At 34.9% G+C, this 14,705-nt stretch carries 19 protein-coding genes; all 19 read right to left on the reverse strand.

Features of this window, described 5'->3' with window-relative positions; genetic code table 11:
- Window positions 1–5 precede the first annotated feature (5 nt).
- Window positions 6–614, reverse strand: coding sequence for a hypothetical protein (locus I600_RS07345; protein WP_058103805.1), 609 nt, complete (start codon window positions 612–614; stop codon window positions 6–8).
- A 106-nt stretch (window positions 615–720) separates the two neighbouring features.
- Window positions 721–1,650: a citrulline utilization hydrolase CtlX gene (ctlX, locus tag I600_RS07350; RefSeq protein ID WP_058103806.1), complete on the reverse strand. Its 930-nt coding sequence runs from the start codon at window positions 1,648–1,650 to the stop codon at window positions 721–723.
- Between the two features lie 19 nt (window positions 1,651–1,669).
- A complete protein-coding gene (locus tag I600_RS07355) occupies window positions 1,670–2,584 on the reverse strand; it encodes a dimethylarginine dimethylaminohydrolase family protein (protein WP_058103807.1) in 915 nt (304 codons plus the stop codon).
- Between the two features lie 92 nt (window positions 2,585–2,676).
- On the reverse strand, window positions 2,677–3,963 hold the full coding sequence (locus I600_RS07360) for a citrate synthase (RefSeq protein WP_058103808.1): 1,287 nt from the start codon (window positions 3,961–3,963) through the stop codon (window positions 2,677–2,679).
- Between the two features lie 115 nt (window positions 3,964–4,078).
- Window positions 4,079–5,614 carry a glycogen synthase gene (locus I600_RS07365; RefSeq protein ID WP_058103809.1) on the reverse strand — a complete coding sequence of 512 codons (1,536 nt, stop codon included), beginning with the start codon at window positions 5,612–5,614 and terminating at the stop codon, window positions 4,079–4,081.
- Between the two features lie 119 nt (window positions 5,615–5,733).
- Window positions 5,734–7,026, reverse strand: coding sequence for a phosphopyruvate hydratase (gene eno / locus I600_RS07370; protein ID WP_058103810.1), 1,293 nt, complete (start codon window positions 7,024–7,026; stop codon window positions 5,734–5,736).
- A gap of 104 nt (window positions 7,027–7,130) precedes the next feature.
- Window positions 7,131–8,258, reverse strand: a complete 1,128-nt coding sequence (gene carA / locus I600_RS07375) for a glutamine-hydrolyzing carbamoyl-phosphate synthase small subunit (protein ID WP_058103811.1) — start codon at window positions 8,256–8,258, stop codon at window positions 7,131–7,133.
- A gap of 95 nt (window positions 8,259–8,353) precedes the next feature.
- Window positions 8,354–8,908 carry a 50S ribosomal protein L17 gene (gene rplQ, locus I600_RS07380; protein WP_058103812.1) on the reverse strand — a complete coding sequence of 185 codons (555 nt, stop codon included), beginning with the start codon at window positions 8,906–8,908 and terminating at the stop codon, window positions 8,354–8,356.
- 59 nt (window positions 8,909–8,967) lie between these two features.
- Window positions 8,968–9,960: a DNA-directed RNA polymerase subunit alpha gene (locus tag I600_RS07385; RefSeq protein WP_058103813.1), complete on the reverse strand. Its 993-nt coding sequence runs from the start codon at window positions 9,958–9,960 to the stop codon at window positions 8,968–8,970.
- Between the two features lie 17 nt (window positions 9,961–9,977).
- Window positions 9,978–10,583 carry a 30S ribosomal protein S4 gene (rpsD, locus tag I600_RS07390; RefSeq protein WP_058103814.1) on the reverse strand — a complete coding sequence of 202 codons (606 nt, stop codon included), beginning with the start codon at window positions 10,581–10,583 and terminating at the stop codon, window positions 9,978–9,980.
- A gap of 88 nt (window positions 10,584–10,671) precedes the next feature.
- The gene (rpsK, locus tag I600_RS07395) at window positions 10,672–11,064 is read right to left on the reverse strand and encodes a 30S ribosomal protein S11 (RefSeq protein ID WP_027064807.1); all 393 of its coding nucleotides are present in this window, start codon (window positions 11,062–11,064) and stop codon (window positions 10,672–10,674) included.
- Between the two features lie 9 nt (window positions 11,065–11,073).
- The gene (rpsM, locus tag I600_RS07400) at window positions 11,074–11,448 is read right to left on the reverse strand and encodes a 30S ribosomal protein S13 (RefSeq protein WP_036152167.1); all 375 of its coding nucleotides are present in this window, start codon (window positions 11,446–11,448) and stop codon (window positions 11,074–11,076) included.
- Between the two features lie 2 nt (window positions 11,449–11,450).
- Window positions 11,451–11,567 carry a type B 50S ribosomal protein L36 gene (gene ykgO / locus I600_RS18950; RefSeq protein WP_013305171.1) on the reverse strand — a complete coding sequence of 39 codons (117 nt, stop codon included), beginning with the start codon at window positions 11,565–11,567 and terminating at the stop codon, window positions 11,451–11,453.
- An 8-nt stretch (window positions 11,568–11,575) separates the two neighbouring features.
- Window positions 11,576–11,791 (reverse strand): translation initiation factor IF-1, encoded by a 216-nt coding sequence (infA, locus tag I600_RS07405; protein WP_013305172.1) that lies wholly within the window; start codon window positions 11,789–11,791, stop codon window positions 11,576–11,578.
- A 3-nt stretch (window positions 11,792–11,794) separates the two neighbouring features.
- Window positions 11,795–13,138 carry a preprotein translocase subunit SecY gene (gene secY / locus I600_RS07410; RefSeq protein ID WP_058103815.1) on the reverse strand — a complete coding sequence of 448 codons (1,344 nt, stop codon included), beginning with the start codon at window positions 13,136–13,138 and terminating at the stop codon, window positions 11,795–11,797.
- A 14-nt stretch (window positions 13,139–13,152) separates the two neighbouring features.
- Window positions 13,153–13,605, reverse strand: a complete 453-nt coding sequence (rplO, locus tag I600_RS07415) for a 50S ribosomal protein L15 (protein ID WP_058103816.1) — start codon at window positions 13,603–13,605, stop codon at window positions 13,153–13,155.
- A 12-nt stretch (window positions 13,606–13,617) separates the two neighbouring features.
- Window positions 13,618–13,797, reverse strand: a complete 180-nt coding sequence (gene rpmD, locus I600_RS07420; protein ID WP_027064811.1) for a 50S ribosomal protein L30 — start codon at window positions 13,795–13,797, stop codon at window positions 13,618–13,620.
- A 10-nt stretch (window positions 13,798–13,807) separates the two neighbouring features.
- On the reverse strand, window positions 13,808–14,332 hold the full coding sequence (gene rpsE / locus I600_RS07425) for a 30S ribosomal protein S5 (RefSeq protein WP_058103817.1): 525 nt from the start codon (window positions 14,330–14,332) through the stop codon (window positions 13,808–13,810).
- 9 nt (window positions 14,333–14,341) lie between these two features.
- Window positions 14,342–14,698, reverse strand: a complete 357-nt coding sequence (gene rplR, locus I600_RS07430; protein WP_058103818.1) for a 50S ribosomal protein L18 — start codon at window positions 14,696–14,698, stop codon at window positions 14,342–14,344.
- Window positions 14,699–14,705: the final 7 nt, after the last annotated feature.

Below are 14,705 nucleotides of genomic sequence, written 5' to 3' on the forward strand. Positions count from 1 at the left end.
ATATATTATTTTACAGGAATAACCGCCCCGTTGGCAAACCAATTTTCTACCGCTTTTTTAAAATCTTCTTTTGAAACCGGTGGCAAAGTACGTGGATCACCATCCGCATCTACCCCGGGTTCCCAAGCCCACAGTACCAACTCATCTTCTGTCATATGCTTTACAAGCGCTGCGTGACTTCTATTGCCATTGGTGGTTTTATCTAACAAACGCTCAGCTAGTTCAGTTCTAGTGAGTCCTTCCCAAGCCATTGATGCAGGAGCCAACGCCCAATGTGGTGCACCTGGCACACCTGAATTCACATTATTTTCTGACTGATGACAAGTATTGCAATTGGTAGCCTCAAAACCATGATCGTCTTCACCTCTTGCCATATCAAAATAATGTGGATGACTATCGTCTCCTTGTTTGGGAATATGATCATTTGGGTGACAGTTTACACAACGTTGATGGGTAAGTACATCCATCATTGTATTGAAGTCATGATCATTTTGATTAGAAAGAGCCTTTTCTTCTATAATTTCATAATCAGTAATTATAGGTGAACTTGCCCACACAAAAATAAATCCTGCAGAAGAGAATGCCAATAAAATATAAATTGCTTTTAACCTCATATAGACTTTGAATTCCAAATAGCTTCAATCTCTATGAAGATAGTTAATACAGTTTAAAAATGTTACCCCATTAAGTTTAATTATTTTAATAGGGTAACAAGTATCATTATTCTTTTGGAAGAAAAACTTCAGCCATCATACAACGGGCACTACCACCACCACAGGTTTCAATAGTATGTAAAGAACTATGTAAAATTGAACAATGGTTTTCTATTTTAGTAATCTGCTCTTTGGTCAAACTATGAAATGCAGCTGAGCTCATCACCATATATCTTTTATCTTCGCTACCTAAAACCTGCAACATATTACCAGCAAAATGATGCATTTGCTGCTCGGTAATCGTAATAATCTCTTTACCATCTTTTTTTAGATGATCTAATACGTTCTTTTTTTCCTTCTTATCATCAATAGAATCTGCACAGATAATTACAAAATTTTCTGCCAATGCCATCATTACGTTAGTATGGTAAATTGGTAATCTTTTACCGTCTACAGACTGGTTTGCGGTAAATATTACCGGAAAAAAATCGAAATCTTCACAAAACTCAATAAACAATTCTTCATCTGCACGTTCAGACAATGCGCAATAAGCTTTTTTGTTTACACGATCTATAAGAATACTACCTGTGCCTTCAAGAAACAACTCTTCCTCTTCAGCAGAAGTATAATCAACAACATCATTGATCTTAAAACCGTTAGATTCTAGAATATCAAAAATATCATCGCGCCTTTCATTTCTTCTGTTCTCTGCGAACATTGGGTAGACACCAACGGTACCATTTGCGTGAAATGATATCCAATTATTTGGAAAAATACTGTCTGGAGTATCAGGCTCTTTAGTATCTTGAACAACGATTACGTTTACTCCTTTATTTCTTAATTCTACCACAAAAGCATCAAACTCCTCTTGGGCCTTCTTGTTAATTTCTTGGTTCTTCAAGTCAATATCCTCCATAAAGTAGTTATTGACAGCCGTTTGCTCATTCATTCTAAATGACACAGGACGAATCATTAGTATTGTGTTAGTAATTTGCATAGGGGTACATTTATTTAAATTATACTCTAATTAAGGGTAAAGTACTACAGCGCAATAAACCCTCTTGTTTTGATATTTCGCCATACGGAATCTCCTCTACCGTAAAGCCTTGTTCTCTTAACCAATTATTCAAACGGGTGAAGTTGCCTTCAGATACTACAACATCTGGTGATATAGAAAATACATTGCTATACATATGGTACATTTCTAAGGCATCTATTTCAAAAACATTTTCTTTTCCAAAAAAATCAACTAACCATTGGTATTCTTCCTCAACCAAAAATCCGTTTTTATGAATAATAGCTTTCCCTTTACCCAAAGGCTGAAAACAACAATCTAAATGCAAAGCGTTGTCTTTAGCTACTGTATTGGACTTGCGAAGCTCAAACGACTTTATAGTTTTATGCGGAAACTGTTTAGCTAAATATTCTACCGCGGCCTTATTTGTTCTTGCAGTAATATATGATGGATAATCATACGCTGTATAGGTACCAACAAATATATAATCGTTCCATGGCATTACGTCACCACCTTCAACATGCACGTCCTCAGGCGGTGTAAGAATGTTGTCATCCTCTATTTTATCAAGTACATGTAAAATAGCCTCAACCTCTTGTTCACGATCAGGTAAGATGTTGGCTTTTATCAACTTATTTTCTATTACAAAAGCGATATCTCTAGTAAAAATCTGATTACAATCTTCTAGAACCTCTGGTCTAAAAACCTTTACACCATATTTTTCAAAGACTTCTCTAAAAGCTTCCATTTCTTTAATCATGTCAGCTTCTAACGGATAAGTCCCAGCCTTTATATGCTCCTTGGATTTTGGATCATAAGCTTCCTCTAAAGTGGGTGTAGGTCCTGAGCTTTTAGCAATACCTAATACCACTGCCTTTAAAGGTGAAATCTCATCATTGATATTTAATTGTAACATATGTGTTTATTTAAATAAAAATTAAAATTTGGCACAAAAAAAAGCTCCTTTAAAAATAAAAGAGCTTTTGTTTTTTTATTAACGGTAGCAATCTACCTTTTGTCAAGTTCGACAAAAGATCTTAAATTTTCACCAGTATATACTTGTCTTGGTCTACCAATTGGCTCACCATTTAATCTCATTTCTCTCCATTGTGCAATCCACCCTGGCAATCTACCTAATGCGAACATAACTGTAAACATTTCTGTTGGTATACCCAAAGCTCTATAAATAATACCTGAGTAGAAATCTACATTAGGGTATAATTTTCTATCCACAAAGTACTGATCTTCCAAAGCCTCTTTTTCTAAGCCTTTGGCTATATCAAGAATAGGGTCATTAATACCTAAATCTGCCAACACCTCGTCAGCTGCAACTTTAATGATTTTTGCACGAGGGTCAAAGTTCTTATATACTCTATGTCCAAAGCCCATTAATCTGAAAGGATCAGATTTATCTTTAGCCTTGGCCATATATTTTTTGGTGTCACCACCATCCGCTTCAATTGCTTCAAGCATTTCTAAAACAGCTTGGTTCGCACCACCGTGTAGTGGCCCCCAAAGAGCTGAAATACCAGCAGATAATGATGCAAATAATCCAGCATGTGAAGAACCTACGATACGAACAGTACTTGTAGAACAGTTTTGTTCATGGTCTGCATGTAATATCAACAACTTATCTAAGGCTTCAATGACAACTTTATTCTTTTTATAATCTTGGTTAGGACGCTTGAACATCATTTTATGAATGTTCTCAACATACCCTAAACTATCATCTCCATAATCTAATGGAAGACCTTTCTTTTTACGTAAAGTCCAAGCTACAAGAACTGGAAATTTTGCAAGTATACGTACAATTGCGTGGTACATATCCTCATCTGAACTTACATCAACAGTAGAAGGATTAAATGCAATTAGTGCACTTGTTAAAGATGATAGAACACCCATTGGATGTGCGGACTTTGGAAAACCATCCAATATCTTCTTCATCTCTTCATCTACGTGAGATTCATCTTTAATATCCTTGTGGAACTTTGCCAGTTCCTCCTTGTTAGGTAAGTCTCCAAATATTAAAGCATAGGCAACTTCTAAGAAATCAGCTTTCTCGGCTAATTCTTCAATTGAATACCCTCTATAACGTAAAATACCTTTTTCGCCATCTAAAAAAGTAATAGCACTTTCACATGATCCTGTATTTTTAAAACCCGGATCAATGGTTATCATTCCTTTGGTTGCTGAACGCAATGATTTGATATCTATTGCAAGTTCATCTTCGGTTCCCTTAATTACCGGAAACTCATATTTTTCACCATTATATTCTAAAATAGCTTTGTCTGACATTTTTAATTTTTACGTTTTAAATACTCCTCGTAAAGTTAACAAAACAGGATTGGTCTACCAATTTCATAAATCTGTTTTGGGTAAAATTAACAATAAGTACTATGAATAGCTTTCATTACAACAGATATAGTTTATCATAATACTCATTTAAGGATTTCTCCCAAGTAAATCTCACTTTTTTAGCATTGGATTTAATTTTTTTCCAAGTGTCTTTATCATGCTCCCAAATAGTCAATGCTTCATCAAAGCTCTTCACCATATTACTAATCTGTTCATCATAGGTATTTCCGCTAAAAGCAAAACCAGTTTTTAAATGCTCTACCGTATCTTTTAGACCGCCTGTATGATGAACTAGGCAAGGATTTCCATTTCTCATTGCTAACATTTGACTTATACCACAAGGCTCAAACAAACTTGGCATAAAATAAAGATCGGTTTCCAAGTACATAGAATCTATTAAATCTTCTGATTGACCGTTCGTAAAAACAAAATTCTTATGATGATAGCTCATATGACGAAAGAATTCCTCATAATCAGGATCACCAGTCCCCAAAAGCATAAAAATACCATCCACTTCACTTAGCCTAACCAGCATCTTTTCAAACGCCTCTGGTGAACGTTTTAAAAAATAAAATTTCTGCTCTGTAAGCCTTGCCACACTAGACACAATAAATTTAGGTCTATTGCCTACATACTGCATTATTTTTTCACCAGTATGGGCTAAAAAATCAGCTTTGTATTTCTTGGAGTTTTCTTGCAACCATCTAAAAAGTGCTTTTACCGTATTCCTGTACAAAAGACCTTTTTCCGCAACTCTAATATTACCGTAATTACTCGCATTCAAAATTCCAAATAAACGACCTTCATTATCTGCCTTCAACAAATCATTTTCCAAACTTTCACCGCCAATAAACTCTGGTCTTCTACTAGGTAGTAGAACATCTTCTTTATAAGAAGGCGATACTGTATGAACGGCATCTGCCAAGCGTATGCCCACAGCCATTAAATTTATACAGTCTTGATATCTTAAATCCTTTAAGGCATTATGATCCAATTGTATTTCTGGAAACCAATTGTTAACCGAAGCATAATTATTATAAAAGGGACGAATACCCTGTATAGCCAAATTATGAATGGTATAGACATATCTCATCTTTTTTAGATCATTATAACTTGGATGATAGGTCTTTATAAACAAAAGTGCCGCTGAATGCCAATCATGCATATGCACAATATCTAGATCACCAAAAGCTCCAATTTTAATAGCCTCTGCGGTAGCAGTGCAAAAAATAATGAATTTTACAAAATCATTAAAAAATGGCTCGGTAGGATCATCATGATAAATATGAGCAATTCCACCTTCTAAAATTTCTGGATGATGAATTACATAATGTGTAATATTTTTATCTACTCTTTTTGGAATTACCTCATATAATTCTGCCGTATACGGAACTCCACGTAAGCTAAATTCTAGTTTGGTCTTAAAAATTCCGTTTTTATGTAATCTAGAATAAGCTGGTACGACAACGTGAACTTTATCTTCTCGTTTCGAAATTTCCCTAGGCACATCTCTAACAACATCACCCATTCCACCAGCTTTACAATCTGGAATAGCATCGTTTTCTGCTGAAACAAAAAGAAAATTATTCATACGCCAATAAAATGGTATTAAATGTGGTTTATTCTCAAAAGGTAGTTAAAGTTTTGAAGTACGCCAAAAAAAAAAGCCTTTCTAATAAGAAAGGCTTAATTATAATTTTAGCACAGAAATTAACCTAATTTAAAGGCTTTTTCTTGAGGGTAGTAAGCTGTACTCCCCAATTCTTCTTCTATTCTAAGTAGTTGGTTATATTTAGCCATACGATCAGACCTTGATGCTGATCCTGTTTTAATTTGACCTGTATTCAATGCAACCGCTAAATCAGCGATAGTATTATCTTCAGTCTCTCCAGAACGGTGAGACATTACTGAAGTATAACCTGCATTTTTAGCCATATTAACCGCCGCTATAGTTTCTGTCAATGTACCAATCTGGTTTACTTTGATCAAGATGGAATTTGCGATTCCTTTTTCTATACCTGTAGACAAACGCTCAACATTGGTTACAAACAAATCATCACCAACTAATTGAACTTTATCTCCAATTTTGTCAGTTAAAGATTTCCAACCATCCCAATCGTTTTCATCCATACCGTCCTCAATAGAGATAATAGGATACTTTGCACTTAGATCAGCTAAATACTGAGCCTGTTCTTCTGAAGTTCTAACAACACCAGATTCACCTTCAAATTTAGTGTAGTCATATTTTCCATCTAAAAAGAATTCCGCTGCAGCACAATCCAATGCAATCATTACATCATCACCTAAGGTATAACCTGCGTTTTTAACCGCTTTTGCAATGGTATCCAAAGCATCTTCAGTACCACCTGCTAGGTTTGGCGCAAAACCACCTTCATCACCTACTGCAGTACTAAGTCCACGGTCATGTAACACCTTTTTAAGATTATGGAATATCTCCGTACCCATCTGCATAGCGTGTGAAAAGCTTTTTGCTTTAACAGGCATTACCATAAATTCCTGAAATGCGATTGGTGCATCTGAGTGAGAACCACCATTAATAATATTCATCATTGGAACCGGTAATGTGTTAGCGCTAACACCACCAATATATCTAAAGAGTGAAAGACCTAATTCATTGGCAGCAGCTTTAGCAGCAGCAAGAGAAACACCCAAAATAGCATTAGCTCCTAATTTAGATTTATTTGGAGTACCATCTAAATCTATCATTGTTTGATCTAATAAATTTTGATCAAACACATTCATACCTAAAATTTCTTCAGCAATAACACTATTTACGTTATCAACAGCTTTCATTACACCTTTACCCATGAAAGTCTCCCCTCCATCACGCAACTCAACAGCTTCATGCTCACCTGTAGAAGCACCAGAAGGAACCGCTGCTCTACCCATTACACCATTTTCTGTAACTACATCTACTTCAACAGTTGGATTTCCTCTAGAATCTAATATCTGCCTTGCGTGAACATTTAATATAATACTCATTTTTAATCTTTTTATTTGTTGTTTGTATTAAAAAGTAAAGATACGAAACAGGGAAATCAATGAGTTTGTTTACACCCCTGATTTCCCAATAATTTAATGTTTATTTAAACTATTTCGTTATGTTTTGAACTTTTCTCAATTAATTTGAAAAAATCATCAAAAAGGTAATCTGCATCATGTGGTCCTGGACTTGCTTCAGGATGATATTGTACAGAAAATACATCCTTATCCTTCATTTTTATACCAGCTACTGTTTTATCATTTAGATGCGTATGGGTGATTTCCAAATTAGAATTTGCTTCCGTCTCTTCCCTATTAATTGCAAAACCATGGTTTTGAGAGGTTATTTCACCTTTACCTGTAACCAAGTTCAATATTGGATGATTAATTCCTCTATGGCCATTGTGCATTTTGTATGTAGAAACACCATTTGCCAATGCCAAAACTTGATGACCTAAACAAATCCCAAAAAGAGGCTTGTCCGTTTCAATCATCTTTTTTACAGCTGCTATAGCATCTACTAATGGTTCTGGATCTCCAGGTCCATTAGATATAAAGAAAGCATCAGGATTCCACGAAGACATTTCCTCAAAACTACTGTTGTATGGAAAGACTTTTATATACGCCCCTCTTTTAACAAGATTTCTTAAAATATTCTTCTTTATCCCAATATCTAAAGCTGCAATTTTAAAAGTTGCATTTTCATCACCAACAAAATATGCTTCTTTTGTAGATACTTTAGATGCAAGTTCAAGACCCTCCATACTTGGGACCTCACTTAAACGTTTCTTAAGATCTTCAATATTATCAACATCTGTAGATATAACCGCATTCATAGCTCCGTTATCACGTATATAACTTACCAATGCACGAGTATCGACATCTGAAATTGCAAAAAGATCATTCTGTTCTAGAAATCCTTGAAGGCTATCATCTGCTAAAGGTCTAGAATATTCATAACTGAAATTTCTACAAACTAATCCAGAGATTTTTATTGATTCAGATTCTATTTCGTCTTTATTAACACCATAGTTACCAATATGGGCATTAGTAGTTACCATTATTTGCCCAAAATATGAAGGATCTGTGAATATTTCTTGATATCCGGTCATGCCCGTATTAAAACATACCTCACCAAAAGCAGTACCCTCTTTATCACCAACAGATTTACCGTAAAAAATAGTTCCGTCTGCAAGTAGTATTAATGCTTTTCTTTTTGCTTGATATTTCATCTTGTACTTATAATTTATTCGTTAACAAAAAAACATAAAAAAAAGGATAAGCTAGATAGCTTATCCTTTTTCATTATTAATATTTATTGACAATGTTATTCCTTTGAATCATCTGTCTTAGCTTCTGTATCGGTTTGTGCTTCAGCTTCAGGCTTAGTCTCTTCAACTACCTTAGCTTCCTTTTCAGCTGCAGGAGCTTCAGTAGCAGCAGAGCCAGATCTTCTACTTCTTCTAGTAGATTTTTTCTTAGGCTTACCAGCATTGTATAATTCGTTGAAATCAACCAATTCTATCATTGCCATATCAGCATTATCACCTAAACGATTACCAAGTTTAATGATCCTTGTATAACCACCTGGTCTATCGGCTACCTTCTCAGAAACCACACTGAATAATTCAGTTACAGCATTCTTATCACGTAAGTTTTTGAAAACTATACGTCTATTATGGGTACCCTTTTCAGCACTTACATTGTTCTCAGCTTTTGATTTAGTAATCAAAGGCTCAACAAACTGTTTTAAAGCTTTCGCTTTCGCTACAGTAGTATTGATTCTTTTGTGTTCAATCAATGAACAAGCCATGTTTGCCAACATAGCTTTTCTATGCGCTGTTTTTCTACCTAAGTGATTAACTTTTTTACCGTGTCTCATGTTTTTGTTTTATCATCTTGCTACCAAACTCGATAGAACGAGGAGCAAAATATGATTATTTAATCTTTGTCTAATTTATATTTTGATAAATCCATACCAAAACTTAATCCCTTGTTGATCACAAGTTCTTCAAGTTCTGTTAAAGATTTTTTACCGAAGTTTCTAAACTTCATTAAATCGTTCTTATTGAAAGAAACTAAATCTCCTAAAGTATCAACTTCAGCTGCTTTTAAACAGTTTAGAGCACGAACAGAAAGATCCATGTCTACTAATTTAGTTTTTAACAATTGTCTCATGTGTAGAGACTCTTCATCATAAGTCTCCGTTTGAGCAATTTCATCCGCTTCTAAAGTGATACGCTCATCAGAGAATAACATGAAGTGATGAATAAGAACTTTTGCGGCTTCTGTTAAAGCATCCTTAGGATGAATAGAACCATCCGAAGAAATTTCAAAAACTAATTTTTCGTAATCGGTTTTTTGCTCTACACGAAAGTTTTCAATACTATATTTTACATTTTTAATAGGTGTAAAAATAGAATCAACAGCAATAGTACCTAATGGAGCACCAGACTTTCTATTTTCTTCCGCAGGAACATATCCTCTACCCTTTTCAATAGTAATCTCCATATTGATGCTAACTTTTGCATCCATATTACAGATAACCAAATCTGGATTTAATACTTGATAACCAGAAATAAATTTTTGAAAATCACCGGCAGTCAATTGATTCTTTCCACTTACAGAAATTGAAACAACTTCAGCTTCAGAATCTTCTATTTGCTTCTTGAAACGAACTTGTTTCAAGTTTAATATAATCTCTGTTACATCTTCAACAACGCCAGGAATCATAGAGAACTCATGCTCTACTTTATCTATCCTAACCGAAGTAATTGCATGACCTTCTAACGAAGACAGCAATACTCGTCTTAATGCATTCCCAACAGTTAATCCATAACCAGGTTCCAAAGGGCGAAATTCAAACTTCCCTTCGAAATCAGAGGAATCGATCATTATTACTTTATCGGGTTTCTGAAAATTAAATAATGCCATAATTGGATCGTTGTTGTTTATTTAGAGTATAACTCCACGATTAATTGTTCTTTGATATTTTCTGGAATTTGCATTCTTTCAGGAATAGAAACGTAAGTCCCTTCCTTCTTTTCGCTATTCCAAGAAATCCACTCATATACTGCACTACTAGCAGCTAATGAATCTTGAATACTTTGTAATGATTTAGATTTCTCTCTAACACCAACAACATCTCCCGCTTTTAATGAATAAGAAGGTATGTTTACCAACTCACCATTAACCGTAATGTGTCTATGAGATACTAATTGTCTTGCACCGCTTCTAGTTGGAGATATACCCATTCTATAAACTACGTTATCTAAACGTGACTCACATAATTGAAGTAAAATCTCACCAGCAACACCTTCTTTTCTCTTAGCAGTCTGGAATAAGTTTCTAAATTGTTTCTCTAAAATACCGTAAGTATATTTAGCTTTTTGTTTCTCCATCAATTGAACAGAGTACTCAGATTTTTTACCTCTTCTTCTGTTATTACCGTGTTGTCCTGGAGGGTAATTTTTCTTTTCGAAAGATTTGTCGTCTCCGAAAATTGCTTCGCCGAATTTACGAGCGATCTTTGATTTTGGTCCTGTATATCTTGCCATTTTCTAAAAATTTGAAAGTGAGATTATGAATTAAGGCTTATCCTTCGATAATCGTAATTACACTTTCGGTGAAATTATTTGTAATTAATTAAACTCTTCTTCTTTTTGGAGGTCTACACCCGTTGTGAGGCATTGGTGTAACATCAATGATTTCAGTTACTTCGATACCTGCATTATGTAAAGACCTAATAGCAGATTCTCTACCATTACCTGGACCTTTTACATAAACCTTAACTTTTCTCAAACCTGCTTCATGAGCAACTTTTGAACAATCCTCAGCAGCTACTTGAGCAGCATAAGGAGTATTTTTCTTAGACCCTCTAAAACCTAACTTACCAGCAGATGACCAAGAAATAACATCTCCTTTTTTATTTGTCAAAGAGATAATGATATTATTGAAAGAAGCGCTAATGTGTGCTTCACCAACAGAATCAACTATAACTTTACGTTTCTTGGTAACTTTAGTACTTGCCTTTGCCATACCTAATTATTATTTAGTTGCTTTCTTCTTGTTAGCAACTGTTTTACGCTTTCCTTTTCTAGTTCTAGAGTTGTTCTTAGTTCGCTGACCTCTTAAAGGTAAACCTGATCTATGACGAATTCCTCTATAACACCCAATATCCATTAAACGCTTAATGTTCAATTGAGTTTCAGAACGTAATTCACCTTCAATTGTAAATTCAGAAACAGCTTCCCTGATACGTCCTATTTCATCATCATTCCAATCAGAAACCTTAGTATCTTCGCTAACTTGGGCTTTACTCAATATTTCTTGTGACCTACTTCTTCCAATTCCAAAAATGTAGGTTAAGGCGATAACACCTCTCTTTTGTTTTGGTATATCTATACCTGCGATTCTTGCCATAATTACCCTTGTCTTTGTTTAAATCTAGGATTCTTTTTGTTGATTACGTACAACCTGCCTTTTCTGCGAACAATCTTGCAGTCGGCACTTCTCTTTTTAACTGATGCTCTTACTTTCATCTTGTATCTTAGTATCTATATGTAATTCTTGCTTTTGTAAGGTCATACGGACTCATCTCCAATTTAACCTTATCTCCAGGTAATAGTTTAATATAGTGCATACGCATCTTACCTGATATATGCGCTGTTACCACATGTCCGTTCTCCAATTCTACACGAAACATTGCATTTGATAATGCTTCAATGATAGATCCATCTTGTTCTATTGCTGCCTGTTTAGCCATAAATTATGCTACTTTTCTATTTTTACCGGTTTTCATTAAACCATCATAATGTCTGTTCAACAAATATGAATTTACCTGTTGTACCGTATCGATAGCAACACCAACCATAATTAACAGGGAGGTACCACCATAAAATAACGCCCATCCAGCTTGAACATCCATCAACTTTACCACAACCGCTGGTAAAATAGCCAGCAAAGCTAAGAAAATAGATCCAGGTAACGTTATTAAAGACATAATCTTATCTAAATAATCTCCAGTTTCTTTCCCAGGACGAATTCCAGGTATAAAACCACCACTTCTTTTTAAGTCATCTGCCATCTTATTGGTAGGAACCGTAATAGCAGTATAAAAATATGTGAAGATTATAATCAATATTGCAAAAAGTAAATTATAAGCCCAACCGAATATATCACTGAACTGAACTTGCATCCACTGTCCAAAAGATGTATCATCAAAAGCACCACCTATCATACCAGGTACGAACATGATTGCCTGAGCAAATATTATAGGCATTACACCAGAAGCATTTAACTTCAATGGTATATATTGTCTAGACCCCATGATGTTCTTCTCATAACCACCAGAAGCAGTTCGTCTTGCATATTGTACAGGAATCTGTCTTGTAGCCATTACTAAAAGAATACAAGCCAAAATAACCAAGAACCAAATAATAACTTCAATTAAAATGAACATTAGTCCACCATTATTATTTGTTGTCCTTGAAATAAATTCTTGAACAAAAGACTGTGGCATAGTAGCTATAATACCAATCATTATCAATAACGAAATACCGTTACCAATACCTTTATCGGTAATTTTCTCACCTAACCACATTGCAAAAACAGTACCTGTTACCAATATAATAACAGCTGGCACCATAAAATCAAGTCCCTTTCCTAATAAGAAAGCACTATCCCTAACACCAAAGGCTTCTAAACCATACAAATAAGCAGGAGCTTGAACAATACAAATACCGATAGTCAACCATCTAGTGATTTGATTGATGGTCTTACGACCACTTTCTCCTTCTTTTTGCAATTTTTGAAGATAAGGAATTGCAATACCCATTAACTGAACTACAATAGAAGCAGAGATATATGGCATAATACCTAATGCAAAAACAGAAGCATTAGCAAACGCCCCTCCTGTAAATGCATTTAAAAGACCAAAAATTCCTTGGTCAGTACCATCTGTCAACCCACCTAATTGCGTTGAATCTATACCTGGAAGTACGATTTGACAACCAAAACGATAAACCAACAAAAGACCTAGTGTAATAAGAATTCTATTTCTTAGCTCTTCTATTTTCCAAATATTGGATATTGTATCAATAAAATTCTTCATGCTCTCGTCTATGCTTACAAACTTATTGCTTCACCACCTGCTGCTTCAATTGCTGCTTTGGCAGATGCTGTAAATTTATGTACTGAAACTTTAAGAGTAGCTTTTAACTCGCCATTTCCTAAAATTTTCACTAAATCATTTTTACCAACTAAACCATTCTCAATTAAAATGTCTAAAGACACCTCATTGGTAATAACTTTATTATCTACAAGTTCTTGTAACTTTTCTAAGTTGATACCTTGGTAATTCTTACGGTTAATATTCGTAAAACCAAATTTAGGTACACGACGTTGCAAAGGCATTTGACCACCTTCAAAACCAATTTTCTTAGAATAACCAGATCTTGATTTCGCTCCTTTATGCCCTCTTGCAGCAGTTCCTCCCTTACCAGAACCCTGACCTCTACCAAGGCGTTTTCCGTCTCTATTTACTGAACCTTCTGCAGGCTGTAGACTATGTAAACCCATTTTATTCTAAATTTAAGCTTCCTCAGTGGAAACTAAATGTTTAACTTTATTTATCATTCCAAGAATGTTAGGAGTATCATCATGCTCAACTACCTGACCAATTCTCTTTAAACCAAGAGCCTCTAAAGTTCTTTTTTGATTTTGAGGTTTCTTAATTCCACTTTTTACCTGTGTAACTTTAATCTTTGCCATAATTTTCCTCTTAGCCTTTAAATACTTTTTCTAAAGAAACACCTCTTTGTGTTGCAATGGTTTTTGCATCTCTAAGTTGCAATAAAGCATCAAAAGTAGCTTTTACAACATTATGTGGGTTTGAAGAACCTTGAGACTTAGACAATACATCATGTACACCAACTGATTCAAGTACTGATCTTACAGCACCACCAGCAATAACACCGGTACCATGAGATGCAGGCTGAATATATACTCTAGCCCCACCGAATTTACCTTTTTGCTCATGTGGTAAAGTACCTTTGTTCAAAGGTATACGCACTAAATTCTTTTTACCATCTTCAATTGCTTTGGCAATTGCAGTAGCAACTTCTTTAGATTTACCTAAACCGTGACCTACAACACCATTTTCATCACCTACAACAACAATTGCAGAAAAACCGAATGCTCTACCACCTTTTGTTACCTTAGTTACACGCTGAATACCAACTAATTTATCTTTTAAATCTAAACCACCTGGCTTAACAGTTTCTACGTTTTTATATTTTTGGAACATACTAGTATATTAGAATTTTAGACCTGCTTCTCTTGCACCTTCAGCTAGAGACTTAACTCTACCATGATACAAATTACCCCCTCTATCAAAAGCTACTTTATCTAAACCAGCTTTTACAGATTTCTCAGCGATTGTTTTACCAACCAAAGCAGCAATCTCGGTTTTATTTCCTTTTACTTTTGCAATATCCTTATCTCTTGAAGAAGCAGATACTAAAGTGACTCCTTTAACGTCGTCTATAACTTGAGCGTAAATTTCGCTATTACTTCTAAATACAGATAACCTTGGTCTAGCTGCAGTCCCAGAAGAAACCTTACGAATTCTACGACGGATTCTTAATTTTCTTTGTGTTTTTGATAATCCCATAATATCC

Source organism: Maribacter dokdonensis DSW-8, from assembly GCF_001447995.1.
GTDB lineage: Bacteria > Bacteroidota > Bacteroidia > Flavobacteriales > Flavobacteriaceae > Maribacter > Maribacter dokdonensis.